The 14,056-nt window shown below is 68.8% G+C and carries 16 protein-coding genes and 1 tRNA gene; 3 read left to right on the plus strand and 14 right to left on the minus strand.

What is annotated here, in order from left to right; translation table 11 throughout:
- Positions 1-116 precede the first annotated feature (116 nt).
- The 4 genes from tilS to HNR01_RS19390 form a co-directional block, all read right to left on the minus strand.
- Positions 117-1,142, minus strand: coding sequence for a tRNA lysidine(34) synthetase TilS (gene tilS / locus HNR01_RS19375; protein ID WP_183669204.1), 1,026 nt, complete (start codon positions 1,140-1,142; stop codon positions 117-119).
- A complete protein-coding gene (ybgF, locus tag HNR01_RS19380) occupies positions 1,139-2,161 on the minus strand; it encodes a tol-pal system protein YbgF (RefSeq protein ID WP_183669206.1) in 1,023 nt (340 codons plus the stop codon). The genes tilS and ybgF overlap by 4 nt, the downstream gene beginning before the upstream one ends.
- Before the next feature lie 172 nt (positions 2,162-2,333).
- Positions 2,334-2,846 (minus strand): peptidoglycan-associated lipoprotein Pal, encoded by a 513-nt coding sequence (gene pal / locus HNR01_RS19385; protein ID WP_017483239.1) that lies wholly within the window; start codon positions 2,844-2,846, stop codon positions 2,334-2,336.
- 385 nt (positions 2,847-3,231) lie between these two features.
- Entirely contained in the window at positions 3,232-3,591 is a 360-nt protein-coding gene (locus HNR01_RS19390; protein WP_183669208.1) for a hypothetical protein, read from the minus strand.
- Between the two features lie 103 nt (positions 3,592-3,694).
- Between HNR01_RS19390 and HNR01_RS19395 the strand changes: the two genes are divergently transcribed.
- Positions 3,695-4,090, plus strand: coding sequence for a response regulator (locus HNR01_RS19395; protein WP_026105339.1), 396 nt, complete (start codon positions 3,695-3,697; stop codon positions 4,088-4,090).
- Between the two features lie 21 nt (positions 4,091-4,111).
- Here HNR01_RS19395 and HNR01_RS19400 read toward each other — a convergent pair whose 3' ends face one another.
- Positions 4,112-5,137, minus strand: coding sequence for a WcbI family polysaccharide biosynthesis putative acetyltransferase (locus HNR01_RS19400; protein WP_183669210.1), 1,026 nt, complete (start codon positions 5,135-5,137; stop codon positions 4,112-4,114).
- Positions 5,138-5,184: 47 nt separating this feature from the next.
- On the opposite strand from HNR01_RS19400, the gene HNR01_RS19405 reads away from it, so the two are divergent.
- Positions 5,185-6,246, plus strand: coding sequence for a GSCFA domain-containing protein (locus tag HNR01_RS19405; protein ID WP_183669212.1), 1,062 nt, complete (start codon positions 5,185-5,187; stop codon positions 6,244-6,246).
- Positions 6,247-6,279: 33 nt separating this feature from the next.
- Here the strand turns inward: HNR01_RS19405 and hemC are convergent, their stop codons facing one another.
- Positions 6,280-7,209 (minus strand): hydroxymethylbilane synthase, encoded by a 930-nt coding sequence (gene hemC, locus HNR01_RS19410; protein ID WP_183669214.1) that lies wholly within the window; start codon positions 7,207-7,209, stop codon positions 6,280-6,282.
- 212 nt (positions 7,210-7,421) lie between these two features.
- On the opposite strand from hemC, the gene HNR01_RS19415 reads away from it, so the two are divergent.
- A tRNA-Lys gene (locus HNR01_RS19415) sits at positions 7,422-7,497 on the plus strand.
- Positions 7,498-7,816: 319 nt separating this feature from the next.
- On the opposite strand, the gene HNR01_RS19420 is transcribed toward HNR01_RS19415, so the two are convergent.
- The 8 genes from HNR01_RS19420 to phnC form a co-directional block, all read right to left on the minus strand.
- On the minus strand, positions 7,817-8,116 hold the full coding sequence (locus HNR01_RS19420) for a hypothetical protein (protein ID WP_003601498.1): 300 nt from the start codon (positions 8,114-8,116) through the stop codon (positions 7,817-7,819).
- A gap of 12 nt (positions 8,117-8,128) precedes the next feature.
- Complete coding sequence (locus HNR01_RS19425) at positions 8,129-8,491, minus strand: hypothetical protein (protein WP_003601496.1); 363 nt, start codon at positions 8,489-8,491, stop codon at positions 8,129-8,131.
- Positions 8,484-8,771 carry a hypothetical protein gene (locus tag HNR01_RS19430; protein ID WP_003601495.1) on the minus strand — a complete coding sequence of 96 codons (288 nt, stop codon included), beginning with the start codon at positions 8,769-8,771 and terminating at the stop codon, positions 8,484-8,486. The genes HNR01_RS19425 and HNR01_RS19430 overlap by 8 nt, the downstream gene beginning before the upstream one ends.
- A gap of 480 nt (positions 8,772-9,251) precedes the next feature.
- Complete coding sequence (locus HNR01_RS19435) at positions 9,252-10,229, minus strand: LysR family transcriptional regulator (RefSeq protein ID WP_312893379.1); 978 nt, start codon at positions 10,227-10,229, stop codon at positions 9,252-9,254.
- 25 nt (positions 10,230-10,254) lie between these two features.
- A complete protein-coding gene (locus tag HNR01_RS19440) occupies positions 10,255-11,274 on the minus strand; it encodes a phosphonate dehydrogenase (RefSeq protein WP_183669216.1) in 1,020 nt (339 codons plus the stop codon).
- 8 nt (positions 11,275-11,282) lie between these two features.
- On the minus strand, positions 11,283-12,116 hold the full coding sequence (gene phnE, locus HNR01_RS19445) for a phosphonate ABC transporter, permease protein PhnE (RefSeq protein WP_017483141.1): 834 nt from the start codon (positions 12,114-12,116) through the stop codon (positions 11,283-11,285).
- Positions 12,117-12,119: 3 nt separating this feature from the next.
- Positions 12,120-12,992: a phosphate/phosphite/phosphonate ABC transporter substrate-binding protein gene (gene phnD / locus HNR01_RS19450; RefSeq protein ID WP_017483140.1), complete on the minus strand. Its 873-nt coding sequence runs from the start codon at positions 12,990-12,992 to the stop codon at positions 12,120-12,122.
- Between the two features lie 12 nt (positions 12,993-13,004).
- Positions 13,005-13,814 carry a phosphonate ABC transporter ATP-binding protein gene (phnC, locus tag HNR01_RS19455; RefSeq protein ID WP_026105332.1) on the minus strand — a complete coding sequence of 270 codons (810 nt, stop codon included), beginning with the start codon at positions 13,812-13,814 and terminating at the stop codon, positions 13,005-13,007.
- Between the last annotated feature and the right edge of the window lie 242 nt (positions 13,815-14,056).

Raw genomic sequence — 14,056 nt, forward strand, 5'->3', positions numbered from 1 at the left:
CGAGCGTCGTCCCGCAAGGTCGCGGCATACCCCACGCGCTCGAAGCCAATGTAGGCGGCGCCCCCTCGGTTGCCAAGTAAATCGGACGGACCTGCGGCGAGGCTCACCACGCAGCGTTAGCGGCGCTCCCGGATTGCCCTGCGCGGCGGTGCGGCGGCGAGACGGATACTGCCCTGCCGGTCGACCTCGATGAGAACCCCGCGCAGGGTCCGGCGCAGTACCCTCCCCTCATTCAGCGCCGGCAGCAAACCCTCGAGAACAAGAGTCTCGAGCCGTTCGAGGCGCTTCGGGACCGGCGCCTCGTGGTCCGGCGCGATCCGGTCGAGGGCGGCATCGAGCACGCGCATCACGATCGCCTCCGGCTCGCGCGACAGGCGATGGCCGTCGAGGCGCAATTCGTCGATGCCGTTCCGTGCGACCTGCGACAGCACCGTCTCGGCGCATTGTCTCAGCGCCGCGTCATCCCGGTCGGCGCGGACGGCCAGACGGCCGAGGCGCGCCGCGGTCAGGCCCTCTTGCGCCAGCAGGGGCAGAAGATTGCGCAGCCGGGCCCGGGCGAAGCGCTCGTCGGCATTCGAGGGATCGCGCAGGAAGGGAAGCCCATGCGCCTCGCAATACGCCACGAGATCGGATTTCGGGATGCCGAGGAAGGGCCGAGCCAGCCGGATCTCCGGAGTCAGCGGGCGATCGCCGCGCATGCCGGCAAGACCGGAGGGGGCGCTGCCGGCGATGAGTCGCATCAGCACGGTCTCGGCCTGATCGTCGAGCGTGTGGGCGGTGAGAACGAGGCCGGCGCCGATCCGGGCGGCGTGGTCGGAGAGAAGGCGGTAGCGGGCCCGGCGTGCGGCGGCCTGGATGCCGCTGTCGCGGCGCGGCGCCTGCCAGGTCAGAACCGTGTGGACGAGGCCGAATTCGGACGCGAGACGCCCTACCCCGGCCGCCTCCTCCGCCGACCCGGCGCGCAGAGCGTGATCGACGGTCGCCACATGGACGCCGGCGCCACCGGAGCGGGCCGCATGCATCAAGGCCGTGGAATCGGGTCCGCCGGAGACGGCGAGGAGAAGCGGAGACGTGGCCCCGTCGAGAAGCGGAGCGAGGGCGCGGGCGAGCCGTTCGTCGAGGGGTACGGGCGCTTCGCTCAAGCGGCGCAGCGGGCGCGCTTCTGCTCCCGCTCGACGCCCTGACGCACGCCGGCGCCCGCCCCGGGAAACTTCCGCTCGACTTCGGCCAGCGTGGCACAGGCCTGTGCCTTGGCCCCCAGGGCATGCAGCGATGCGCCGAGCTTCAGCATGGCTTCGGGAGCGACGGGGGAGTTCGCGTAGTCGGTCGAGACCTTCAGGAACTGCTCGGCGGCCTCACGGGAGCGATTGCGCTGCAGGTAGCTCTCACCGAGCCAATAGGTCGCCTTGGGCACCAGCCGGTCGCGGGGATGCGACTGAATGAACTGGCGCAGGCTCATCTCGGCCTGCTCGTATTGCCGCTCGCGGATGAGGCTGTAGGCCGCCTCGAAGTCGGCCTGCGCGTCGCCGCTGCCGGTGGCGGCGATACTCGCGGCTGTCCCGGGCGCCTCGACCGTACCGATCGACCCGGTGCGCACGGGCGGCGGAGAGAGGTCAACCGGGCCGCCGAAACCGGGCGGTGGAAGATCGGTGTCATCGGCAGCACTTGCATCCGCATCCGCCACCGTCGGCGGGACGGAGCGGCGAAGGGGCGCCTCGGCCTCGGCGATGGCGCCGGTCGGCAGCGGAAGCGAGGGCTGCGTCGTTCCGAGTGGCTTCGGGGCGCCCGGCGCGTTCGGGTTCTGCCCAGGGTCGAAGGCATCGCTGCGCTTGCCCGGGCGTCCCTCGCCGGGATTGGTGCCGTAGGGCGCTGCCGAAGGCGGCGATGCGGCAGGAGCCGGGGTCTTGCGGGCGGGGGCGGCGCTCCCCTTCCCTTCCTGGAAGCGGAACTCGACATCCTCCTGGAACTTCCGAAGCTGTTCCTTGAGTTGCCGGTTCTCGTACTGAAGCGTCTCGATCTGCCCCGACAATTGACGGGACACGTTTTCCAGGCGGTTCAGGCGCACCACGAGTTCGGATGCGTCCTGCGCCTGCGCGGCGCACAGGGCGGCCGTCGAGATCGAGAGGCCGAGTCCGAGGGTCAGGAGGAGGCGGCGGAACATGGCGGCTGGCACCGATCGGTCATCTGGCTCGCGGCCGTCTTCGTGCCTCGAAAGTCCTCCGCCTCGCCGATGCGGCCAGAGCGGATAAGGTGAATCACCGGGATTTTCGACGAGGCACGCTCACCCGTTAGCAGAAGGCCCGGTCGGCCGCAAAACCGGGCCCCGGCCCGGTTCAGGATCCGGCGCCGCCGTCGAGGACGCTGACGGCGCGGCGGTTCTGCGACCAGCAGGAGATGTCGTTGCACACCGCCACCGGGCGCTCCTTGCCGTAGGAGACCGTCCGCATCCGCGACGACGCGACGCCGCGGGAGGCGAGGTAGTCCTGAACCGTCTGCGCGCGGCGGGCGCCCAGCGAGTAGTTGTACTCGCGCGTGCCGCGCTCGTCGGCATGACCCTCGATGAGGAAACTGTAGCGCGGATAGCGCTGAAGCCAGGACGCCTGCTTGTCGAGGGTCGCGGTGGCGGTCGGCGTGAGATCCGTCGAGTCGGACTCGAAGAAGACCCGGTCGCCGACATTCACGACGAAATCCTGGGCACTGCCGGGGCGTGCGACGCCGCCGGCGCCGCCTGCCCCGAAGCCCGAGGCGTCGGCGAGATCGCTATCCTTGCTGCAGGCGCCGAGCCCGAGGGCGGCGCAGAGTGCCAGCGTCAGGGAAAGCCCACGAAAGCGCGCGGGTGTCGACATCGTCTGTCTCCTCACGGCCGAGCCGTGTCGGTTGTCCTTCCGGTTCCCGCCACGATCGCTCGGCGATCGGGACCAGACCCGAATTCCTGCTGGGGTGAGACCTCGATCACCGCACGCGGACCTGCGTCGACCGAGGGCGTTCTCGTTCCAGATGGTGTAGCCGCGGATGGTTAAGTGTCTCTCACGGGTGTGCTGACGCCGCTGTCTGGGTGCGAGACGGGTTCCTCGGCGGGCCGAGCGGCCGGGCCGGCGAGATCCGTCACCGGTTCAAGCTCGACCGCAACGCGGCATCAGTGTTCTGGCAGTAAATGCGGCGCCCCGAGGGCCGGAGCCGGAGCCTCGTCGCTTTGCCTGCCGATGTTGCGGTGCAGCAACAGCTCTGACGTCAGGCTGCGCGCAGGAGGGCGATCGCGTCCCGCGCGTGGCGGGCGGCATGAACGGCGTTTCCGAGGGGCACCGCGATCTCCGCGCCGCTGAGGCAGGCCTGTTCCAGGGCTGCACAGGCTCCCGACAGATCGTGGAAGGAGAGACCGCCGCTCGAAGAGACGAGGATGTGCGCGTCCTGAGCGAGTCGTGAGGGTTCGACGGCCGGCGGATCGAAGCGCGTCGCGATCTCGCGGTCGAGGACGCTGAGCAGCTCCATCAAACGGGAACGGCCGAACAGGTCCTCCAGCTCGGCGAGCGTCTCGGCATCGAAGGCAGCCGCCCGGGGCGGCTCGGGCTGAGGCAGGTCGGGCGGGTTCATTCGATTGCTCAGCTTTGCGAAAGATTGCTATGCAGCCGTGGAGTTAACGAAGCATTAACCGTTCGGCCGTGTGATGAGCACAGCCCGAAACCGGATAAGGGTCATGTCGTCAGCTACGACCGTGCTCATCGTCGAGGACAATTACCTGTTGTTGGAGATGCTGACGCGGCTGTGCGAGCGGGAGGGCATGCGCGTTCTGGCGGCCTCGAGCGGCGAGGCCGCTTTGACGGTGCTGCGAGACGGCGGCGAGTCGATCGACTGGCTGTTCACCGACATCCTCCTGCCGGGCTTGATCGACGGCTGGACCGTCGCGAGCGCCTATCGCGAGCGGCATCCGCACCGGCCGATCGTCTATGCCTCGACGGCGGCGCAACTCGAGGGCCGGACGGTTCCCGGAAGCATCTATCTCCGTAAGCCGTTCGAAACGCGCGAGATCGTGGAGCTCGCCGGCCTGATGGCCGCGCGTCCCGGCGAGGGCGGGCGCCGCGCTGCCGTCTGAGATCGCCCGTGTCGACGCGCGCTACGCTGGGGCGTCGAAGAGTTCGCGGATCTCCGGATCGGTTTGCCACCCGTCGAGGCGCGCGCAGGTGAGATCCTCCGGCCGGTGCCGGGCATAGAGGGCGAAACTCTCGGCGACGAATTCCGGCAGGTCGAGGAGACGCGGCGGTGCGCGGCGACCGTCCCCCTTGAACAGGGTCGAGCCCGGCACGCCATAGCGTTCGGCGATCGCGGGCAGCACCGGCCAGACCGGTTCGGCCGCCAGCGTATCCGGCGCGTAGGCCGCAACAGGGATGTCGAGCGGATCGCAGCCCGACTCGCGGGCCAGGCGCAGGGCCATGTCGCCGAGGACGTGAAGGCGGGGATGGTTGATGACGTGCATGAACACGCCGCCGCGGCTCCAGAGCGCGAACTCCCGATCCAGGCCGAAGCCGACGTCGCGCGCCGTGCGCAGTAGATAATCCGCGCTCAGCTGCCAAAGATCGAAATAGCCGAGCCGATCGAAGACGGGGCCGGTGTAGAGCGTCAGCGTCGCCTCGACGCTGAGACCGAGGCGATAGCCCTGGAGCGCGATCGCCGAGTGATACGGTCCGATCGGCGAGGCGACGAGCCGCGACAGCCTCAGGCTCGCTTCGTCGCCGACATGAACGAGATCGGGATGGAAGCCGGAGAACAGGATCGTCGGGAAAAGCCTGAGGCCGGGGATGCGCTCAGCCAGCCCGTGGACGTTGCCGCCCGCGATGAAGCCGACCGGAAAGAACTGAGAGAAGACGTGATCGGCCTCTGCCAGATGCTGCGCGAGCCGTTCGATATGCCCGAATCTGCGGGCAAGCCCGCCGACGAGGATCGCCTCGACCTCGGCGCCCGGCAGAAGCAGGCGCAGGGCCTGCGCGATGCCCGTGGCTTGGCAATTGCCGATCACCGCGATGCGGGGGCGGCCCGGCGAACGCCGCCACGGTCTCGCCCAGGATCGGGGGGAGAACGGACGCGCCGCAGCGGCCTGGACGACCGGAACGAACGGCTTGAAAAGGGCGGGGAGCGGGGCCAAACGGCGCGCGGCCTCTCGCGGGCGGGCGTGCAGGATCGGATCAGGCGATGAACCCTTACCGCGATCTACCGGCCGAGCGGTTCTGGCGCAAGGCGGTGGCCGGCGTGCCGCCCTTCGCCGTCGATCCGGGGCCGCGCGACGTCTTCCGCATCGCGCGCACCGACCGGGTCGCGACCGCCGGCTCGTGTTTCGCGCAGCGGGTCTCGCAGGCGCTCGCCCGCGGCGGCTTCCGCTATCACGTCACGGAATCGGCGCCGGAAGGGATGGCTGCGGCCGACGCGTCGGCGCGGCAGTACGGCACCTTCTCCGCCCGCTACGGCAATCTCTACGGCCCGCGCCAGTTCGTGCAGCTCTTCGACCGCGCCTTCGGCGCCTTCGATCCGGACCTCAAGGCGTGGCAACGGGAGGATGGGCGCTTCGTCGACCCGTTCCGCCCGACCATCGAGCCCGACGGCTTCGCCGACGAGGCGGCGGTGATCGAAGCGCGCGATCTCCATCTCGCCCGCGTGCGCGAGCTCTTCGAAAGCCTCGACGTGCTGGTGGTGACCCTTGGTCTGACCGAAGGCTGGCGCTGCCGCGCCGACGGGGCGGCGCTTTCCCTCGCGCCGGGCGTCGCCGGCGGGCGCTTCGATCCGGCCGAGGTCGCCTTCGTCAACGCCACTACCGCGGAGGTGACCGCCGACGTCTCCGGCTTTCTCGACCGCCTCTGGAGCGTGAACGCGGCGGCGAGGGTCATCCTGACGGTTTCGCCGGTTCCACTGATCGCGACCTATCGCGACGGGCATGTGCTCGTCGCGAACGCGCATTCGAAGGCGGTCCTGCGTGCTGCGGCCGGCGAGGTCTGCGAGCGCGACGATCCGCGCCTCGTCTACTTTCCCTCATACGAGATCATCACCAGCCACACCAATGGCGGGCGCTACTACGAGGAGGACCAGCGCAGCATCGCCGAGGCCGGGGTCGCCCACGTGATGCGCACCTTCATGGCGAGCTTTTCGCCCGGGTCAGGGGAGAAGCGGGATCGGCCGCCGTCCCAGGCCAGCGAGGCGGAATTCGCCGGCACGGCGGGCGTCGTCTGCGACGAGGAAACGATCGAGCGAAGCCTCGTGTGAGCGAGACCCTGCCGGGTAGGGGCCGAGGCGACGCTACTTGAGATGGGCGAAGTAAACGTCGCCCGCTGCCCGCTTCAGCTCGGCCCCGGCATCGCGACCGATCGCGTCGGCATCCGCCGCCAAGCCTTCGCGGTGAACGGCCCAGTGGCGGCTGCCATCCGGCAAGAAGAGAAGGCCATCGAGGGTGATGCGGTCACCCGCCACCTGGGCCAGCGCGGCGATGGGAGTACGGCAGGAGCCGTCGAGTTCCGCGAGGAGACCGCGCTCCGCATCGAGCGCGGTCGTGGTGGTGGCGCAGGCGACCGGCGCCAGCAGCGCGCGGATCGCGTCGTCTCCGGCTCGACATTCGATCCCGAGCGCCCCCTGCGCCACCGCCGGAAGCATCTCCTCCACGGACAGCACGCTGCGCGCGACATCCGTCATCCCGAGCCGCTGGAGACCAGCGATGGCCAGCAGGGTGGCGTCGCATTCGCCCGCTTCGAGCTTGCGCAAGCGGGTGTTGGCATTGCCTCGCAGCGGCACGATGGTGAGGTCGGGACGGTGCATCAGCACCTGGGCGCCCCGCCGCAGCGAAGACGTGCCGACGCGCGCGCCGGCCGGCAGGTCAGCGAGGCCCTTGGCTGCCCCCGCGCTCAGGAACGCGTCGCGCGGGTCGTCCCTCTCCACGATGCAGGCGATCGCCAACCCGTCGGGCAGCCAGGTCTCCACATCCTTCATGGAGTGGACGGCAACGTCGATCGTGTCGGCGAAGAGCGCCTGCTCCAGCTCCTTGGTGAACAACCCTTTGCCACCGATCTCGGACAGAGGCCGGTCGAGCACCCGGTCGGCGACGGTCGAGACGACGACGATCTCGGTCTCGAGCCCAGGATTGGCGGCCACGATCCGATCGCGGACCATTCCAGTCTGTGCGAGCGCCATCGGGCTGCCGCGGGTTCCGATTCTCAGAGGTCGCGAGAGAGTCATCCTCGCGCTGTAGCCGAGACGGCGCCGCCCGTCACGCGGGGCCGCGCTTTCGTGCCGGCTGACGGCTCGCCGAAGATCGAGGCAAGGGCGGCACGCGACGCTTTGTCGGAAAACTTTTCGCGGGGGGCTGGACAGGCTGCCCGCCCGTTGCTAATTCGCCGCCACCGCACGGGACTGGTGGCCCGGCGGTCCAGCCTCTCCAGAGAGGCTTGGGGCGCATAGCTCAGTTGGTAGAGCAGCTGACTCTTAATCAGCGGGTCCTAGGTTCGAACCCTAGTGCGCCCACCAAATAACCCCCACAGAATAAACGTTTTTCCGCAAGGCGCCCCCGGGGCGCCTTTGTCGTTTCCGGGCCTTGGGCGGGGTTTGGGCGGGGACGCGCTACACCGGTGGGGCGGCCGCCCGAGGTTCAGACGCTCGGATGAATTCCCCCGTCCGGCCCCGGCATTCCCTCGCTCGTGTGAAATCAGAAGGGGCCCCGGTTCGCGCCGGGGACCCCTCTCATGCCGCGGCAAGCCCCCCGGCCGGGGCGCGGCCGCCGTGCACGGGAACCGCGCGGCCAGGGTCTCTCAAGCCGAGCGATTCGTAACCGCTTGGGCCCGTCAGGTCACCGTGTCCGGGGATGGCGCGGAGCGCCGTAGACCCACATGCCGCCCTCGTATGTGCCGATGGTGAAGAGCACCCGCTCGGCGGTCCAAGCCTGCGCGCCGAATGTCTCCATGTCGAGGTCGTCACGGTCCCCCGGCTCGCCCCCCTCCGGGTTCACCCAGTCCTCCGACGAGAGCTCGATGATGGAGAGCCGGCGCCGGGCCTCATCCTCCGAGACCGTCCGATCCCCGATCTGCCACGCCGCGATGTGGGCGCCGTCGGCGCGCGAGAGGAAGAAGTCGTACATCGAGGTCTTCATGCGTTGCGGCCCCTACGGCTTCGCGACTGGGCCGCCCGGAACGATGCGCCCCGAGATCTGGCGGCGGTAGCGCCATGCCAGGTAGGCGGCGACCTGGCACTGACGCGGGGTGAACGGGCGGCCGCTGTCGAGCCGGCGCGCCAGCTCGCGGGCTAGCTTCTTGTCCGTGCTGCCCACCGAGTAGGTCACCGCGCCTGGCGACAGGGCGGCCGCCCTCGTGCTCGCGAGGTCCTGCATCTCCCGCCAGATCCGCCGCAGGCGCTCGCGCTTGTCACGGTCGCGCTCGGCCATCACCTCCTCGCAGGAGAGGTCGAGGGAGGCGCACATGCGGGCCATGGTGGCGCGGATGCACTCCTCGTAGGTCATCTCAGCCATGGAAGGACCCCACGGCGGGAAGGTCGGCGTCGCGGGTGCGGGCCGGCGGATCCAATGGGATGACGTAGGCGGTCGGGTTGCCCTCGGCGTCGAACTGCATCCCGGACGCCGGCGGCGTGGCGGCCTCCCCGGCTGGCAGCGCGACGAGTTCGAGCGGCTCGAAGCTGGGCAGCCCCGGGATCCTCGGGCGGATGTCGCCGTCGATGAACGGGTCGTAGGGACGGGCACGGCGGGCGGCGAGCGCCCGGCAGCGGATGGGATGCGCCTTCTTCATGCCCATCAGGCTACCCTCGGCGCGGGCCGGGAACAGGGGTCCTGCCGCCGGTTGCGGTAACCATGTTGACGGCGGTGAGGGGTCTGGATGAACTCGTAAATGAGTTATCCGGGGGCCTAGGGCGCCCGACCCTAGCTATATGAGTTGCCCGGCGGCCGACGTCGGCGACCGCGTTAACCATGCGATTCCGAGAGTGGCCTCTATACGCGACATCCGGACCGCCCCATCCCCGCGATGTCGCGTATACGAACCATTCGGCCTCCGGCGTCGGCGACCGTGTTAACCATGGCCGCCTCCTCGTGGTGGTCCACTACTTTACGCTCTGGACGGTCTGATGGACATCGAGGAGATCCTGCTCTGCCCCGTCCCCGAGGATCCCCGGATCCCAGGGACACCGGTCGGCCGCGTGGGGTCGGTCGGCCTGGCGAAGCTCACCCGCCGCGTCCCCACGATGGGCGCGGTCCTCTCGTACGAGGGCAGGCAGGCCTATGTCGACGGCCGGCCGGTCGAGCATGCCGTGCTCGCCGAGGCACTGTTGCGGGCGGTCGTGGCGGCGGCGAATAGGCTGTGGGGCGACCTGTGGGTCGCGCCCCTCGTCGCCGTGACGCGGCTCGGGCAGCGTGTGAGGAAGCTGCTGGCTCGCGCGGTTTCAGGCAGCGGATCGCGATAAGCCGCAAAGAGATTTTTGCTGAGTTCGATGCCTGCCACAGGCAATGCGGCCAGCACTCCGCTCCGCACTTCATCTTGAACCGAGCAAGCCATGACAATCGAGATCCCCAGTCTGGCCCGCACTGCGCGCTTCACCGCTTCCGTGCTGCCGAGCTGCCGGTCGAGGCGGAAGCCTGCACCGACCGCACCGAGGGCCTCGCGAAGAACACGTCCCGTCCCGCTTCCCGGCTCGCCTCCGAGCAGCGATGCGCCGGTCAGATCCTGTGGCGTCAGATGCGCCCGTCCAGCCCACCGATGGTCGGGATCCACGATGACAACGAGCGGTTCGCGACGCCATACGTGGGCATCCAGACCGGTTCGCGGCTCCCACCATTCCAGCAGTGCAACATCGATCTCGCCAGCTTCGAGCCGGGCGATGAGGTGAGGGTTGGTGGCAATTTCCGCGTCCGCGGTCGCGGCGTGCGTTTCCTCGTAGCGTCGCAGGATCTCCGGCATGAGGAAGGTGCCGATATTGCCTGAAGCGCCGATCGCGAGCCGGCTTCCCGCAACCGCCTCCTCCGCGCGTCGGCTGGCGCGGACCAACGCCTCTGCATGAGGGAGCAGGGCTCGTCCCTGGGGTGTCGGGCGACACCCCGCTGGATCGCGCTCGACGAGTGTCGCCCGCAGCGCCGTCTCCAGCTTGCGCACATGCTGAGAGACCGTCGGCTGGGACAGGTTGAGATACCGGCCAGCCGCGTGGAAGCTGCCCGTCGCCAGGACCGCTAGGAGCGTCTCCACGTATTGGAGGTTCAGCACCGGCGTCTTGCCACCCCCTCCGCGCTCAGTTCGCGCCATCGAACCCGCGCAGGCTATCGGGGTGGTTGATCGCGTCCGCGGGCACCAAGCCCTTTAGGGCGTCGAGAAGGTTATGGGCCGCCGCCGCCTCGATCCGGCGGCGCGTGTCGACGACACCCGAGCCGAGGTGCGGCGTGAACAGCGTTCGGTCCTCGTCCGTGAGCAGTCCGGGTGCGATGCGCCGCGGACGGTCGTCCAGTGCCCAATCCTCCATCTCGAAGACGTCGGCCGCGTAGCCCCCGAGGCGGCCTTCCGCGAGGGCCTCGGCCACGGCTGCTTCGTCCACGACCGAGCCACGACCGGCGTTGACGATCCGCAGTCCGGGGCTGGCTGCGGCGAGTGCGGCGGCATCGAGCATGTGGCGCGTGTCCGGTGTCAGGGGAAGCGCCAGGATTAACAAGTCGCTTCGACCCACCAGCGTGTCCCAGGATACGCGGCAAGCGCCGAGTTCCGCCTCAGCGGAAGCCGGAAGCGCCTGCTCATCAAAGTAGAGGAGTTCGCGTGCGCCGAAGCCCTTCAGCCTGCGCGTGATCGCCCGGCCCACCTTCCCCATTCCGGCAACGCCGACGACACTGCCGTACAGGCCGCTGCCGTACAGCCTCGGTCGCCAGCCGTCGAAGCTGGCCCGCACCGCCCGGTCGCCGGCCACCACGTTGCGGCACAGGCCGATGGCCAGGCCGACCGCCAACTCGGCCGTCGGCTCGGTCAGGAGGTCGGGAACGGCGGTGAGCCAGATGCCGGACCGTGTGCAGGCCTCTACATCGAAGTTGTCCCAACCCTTCAGCGCGCACGCAACCACCTTCAGGCGCGGGCAGGCCTCCAGGAAGCCGGCATCCACGCAGTCGGTCATGAAGGCCAGCAGGGCGTCCGCGTCCGAGCAGCGAGCGCGGACCTCTGCCACGGGCCAGGGCTCGGGGCCTGGGTTGATGTCGACGTCGCAGAGTTCCTCCAGGATCTCGCGGGTCTCAGGGAAAACGGGGTTCGTGACGACGACCTTGAAACGCATGGTGCTTCTCACTTGAGCCGGCGGCGCAGAGCCCCGCCCAGGGCGTCGACGAGCGTCACGGCAGCCAGGATGCAAAGCATGATGGCTGCGACCTGATCGTATTGGAGCAGGCGTAGGGAGGCGATGAGTTCGAAGCCGATGCCGCCCGCGCCGACGACGCCGAGCACCGTGGAGGCCCGGAAGTTGTATTCCCAGCGATAGAGTGTCGTGTCGGTGAGCTGCGGCAGGACCTGGGGCAGCACGGCATGCGTGACGACCTGAAGGGGCGAAGCGCCGGCCGCTCGTGCCGCCTCGATCGGCTTGTGGTCCACGTGCTCGATCGCTTCGGCGAAGAACTTGCCGACCATTCCGGTGGAATGCAGGCCCAGCGCCAGAACGCCCGGCAGCGCGCCGAATCCGACGGCCGCGACGAAGAAGATACCCATGATCAGTTCGGGGACCGACCGAAGCGCGTTGAGCAGCAGCCGGAACGCGCCGTAGACGAACGGGTGCGGACTCGTGTTGGGGGCAGCCAGCAGCCCGAGCGGCAGGGACAAGGTCACGGCGAGCACCGTGCCGGCCACGCTCATCGCGAGCGTGTCGACGATGGGTCCCACCCACGAGCGCCATCGCGTGAAGTCGGGCGGGGTCATCTCACCGAGAAGCTGCGCCATCGCGGGCGCGCCTTCGGCGAGGCGCCCCGGATCGAGAAGTCCCACCTTCCAGAGGCAGGCGAGGATCGCGGCGGCAGCCGGCAGGGCAACCATGAGCCGGCGGACCGACGCGCCACGGGCCCGTCCGAGAATGGCGTCATAGCCGTCGGCGGCACCGACCGCCGACGCAAGTGAGGGCGCTCGAGCCATCGCTCAGCCCTTCACCTTCGTCAAGTCGATGTTGAGGAGCTTGGCCGTCTCCCGAAGCACGTCGTAGTCCGCGTCCGTGATGGGGGCGAAGGACTCGGCCTTGAACGGCTTGAGGATCACTGGATCCCTGATCTCTAGGAAAGCGGCCTTGATCTTCTCCTTGAGGTCCGGCGCGAGGTCGCCACGCACCGTCCAGGGATAGTTCGGGATCGGTCGGCTCTCCGCCACGACCTTGATCTTGGCCGGATCGATGCTCTTCTTCTCGACGAGGGCGGTGAAGATGGGCCGGCTGAGACCGCCGGCCTGCACATGGCCTGCCTGTACGGCCCGCGCGACGGCATCATGGGTGCCGAGATGCTGAAAGCCGTAGTCCTGACCGGCTTCGAGGCCAGCGTTCTTGAGCAGGGCCCGAGGGATGAGGTGGCTTGATGTGGACGCCGTGTCACCGAAGCCGACCGTCTTGCCCTTCACGTCGTCCGCTCGCGCGATGCCTGCGGCCACGTTGGCGATCAGGTAGCTGGTGTAGGTCGGCTGCCCGCCCGACACGAGTGCCGCGAACGGTTCGATTTCCGGCGAACGGCTCTTCGCGAGGACGTAGGAGAGCGGCCCGAAATAGGCGAGGTCGATACGCTTGAAGCGCATGGCCTCGATCATGGAAGAATAGTCGGTCGTGACCACGAGTTCGATGCGCTTATTGAGCCCCTGTTCAAGGTAGCTCTTCAGGCCCTGGTTGTTCTGGATGATCGTCGATGCGCTCTCGTCGGGCAGCAGCGCGACCTTGAGCGTGTCGGGATTCGCGCCCTGAGCCAGCGACGGTCCGGCACGCAGGACGGCGCTCAGCGCCAAGCCGGCGCCGAAGGTACGTCTCGAAATCATGATGGCTTTCCTTCAGACTGTTCGGGAGGCGTAGATCGCGGCCCGCCGCGCACGAGGAGCTTCGACGATGTCGACCGAGACCTCGGCGGGCCGTGCGCCGTAGATTCGCGACAGGACGCCGTCGCAGAGACGGGCTGGCGGGCCGTCGAAGACCACCTCGCCTCCACGGACCCCGACGACCCGGTCAGCGAAGTGCCGGGCCAGATCGACTTGGTGCAGGCTCACCACGGCTGAGATGCCGTCCGTCCGACAGATGCTGCGGAGGAGATCGAGCACCCGCGTCGCCGTCGCCGGGTCGAGGCTGGCTACCGGTTCATCGGCGAGGATGAGCCGGGGCCGCTGTGCAACCGCGCGCGCGATGCCCACCCGCTGCTGCTGCCCGCCGGAGAGCAGGTCCACGCGGGTGAGGGCGCGATCGAGAAGATCTACGCGCTCTAGCGCCTCCAATCCGAAACGTTGATCGCTCCGCGACGGAGGCCAGAGCGAGCGCAGGGTGCTCTGATGGCCGAGCCGGCCCATCAGGACGTTCGCGAGCGCGGTCAGGCGGCCGATCAGATGGTGGTGCTGGAAGACCATCCCGGTCACCGCCCGGTGGCGGCGCAGCGTGGCGCGGCTCGCGGCGATGTCTCCTACTCCAGGGGCGGAAACTCGGCCGTTCGTTGGGCGGACGAGGCCGTTTAGGCAACGCAGGAGCGTCGACTTGCCGGCACCAGACGGTCCCAGCAGGACCGCGAACTCGCCTTCGCGAAAAGTCAGAGTTGTCGGTCGCAACGCCTTGATGCCACCAGGATACGCGACTTCCAAGCTTTCAAGGGCCAGCATTCCGCACCCATTCGAAAATCCAATCGAAACCCCCGATTGATTGCGAATGTGAGTAGCGGGGCGACATGAAGAACGGATGACATTGTGCGCCCCCCAACGCTACGGTGCTGCCTCGAACGAAACTCTGTGCGCTGCTCGGCCACCGAGTGTCCTGTGTGGATGGCTCCCGCATTGCAAGTGGCGAATCGAGCTTCTGGCGCGTTGGTCGGGTGCAGTCTTGTGTCCGGCCTGTCGATGCAGTC

The organism is Methylorubrum rhodesianum (assembly GCF_014199985.1).
Taxonomy (GTDB): Bacteria; Pseudomonadota; Alphaproteobacteria; order Rhizobiales; family Beijerinckiaceae; genus Methylobacterium; species Methylobacterium rhodesianum.

Bases quoted from the DNA above. Each gene is read 5' to 3' on its own strand.
- ybgF (WP_183669206.1), bottom strand. From the start codon at position 2,161: ATGTTCCGCCGCCTCCTCCTGACCCTCGGACTCGGCCTCTCGATCTCG.
- HNR01_RS19390 (WP_183669208.1), bottom strand. From the start codon at position 3,591: ATGAACCCGCCCGACCTGCCTCAGCCCGAGCCGCCCCGGGCGGCTGCC.
- phnC (WP_026105332.1), bottom strand. From the start codon at position 13,814: ATGCTGGCCCTTGAAAGCTTGGAAGTCGCGTATCCTGGTGGCATCAAG.
- HNR01_RS19425 (WP_003601496.1), bottom strand. From the start codon at position 8,491: ATGGCTGAGATGACCTACGAGGAGTGCATCCGCGCCACCATGGCCCGC.
- phnD (WP_017483140.1), bottom strand. From the start codon at position 12,992: ATGATTTCGAGACGTACCTTCGGCGCCGGCTTGGCGCTGAGCGCCGTC.
- HNR01_RS19405 (WP_183669212.1), top strand. From the start codon at position 5,185: ATGAACCCTTACCGCGATCTACCGGCCGAGCGGTTCTGGCGCAAGGCG.
- pal (WP_017483239.1), bottom strand. From the start codon at position 2,846: ATGTCGACACCCGCGCGCTTTCGTGGGCTTTCCCTGACGCTGGCACTC.
- HNR01_RS19430 (WP_003601495.1), bottom strand. From the start codon at position 8,771: ATGGGCATGAAGAAGGCGCATCCCATCCGCTGCCGGGCGCTCGCCGCC.
- hemC (WP_183669214.1), bottom strand. From the start codon at position 7,209: ATGACTCTCTCGCGACCTCTGAGAATCGGAACCCGCGGCAGCCCGATG.
- phnE (WP_017483141.1), bottom strand. From the start codon at position 12,116: ATGGCTCGAGCGCCCTCACTTGCGTCGGCGGTCGGTGCCGCCGACGGC.
- HNR01_RS19440 (WP_183669216.1), bottom strand. From the start codon at position 11,274: ATGCGTTTCAAGGTCGTCGTCACGAACCCCGTTTTCCCTGAGACCCGC.
- HNR01_RS19395 (WP_026105339.1), top strand. From the start codon at position 3,695: ATGTCGTCAGCTACGACCGTGCTCATCGTCGAGGACAATTACCTGTTG.
- HNR01_RS19420 (WP_003601498.1), bottom strand. From the start codon at position 8,116: ATGAAGACCTCGATGTACGACTTCTTCCTCTCGCGCGCCGACGGCGCC.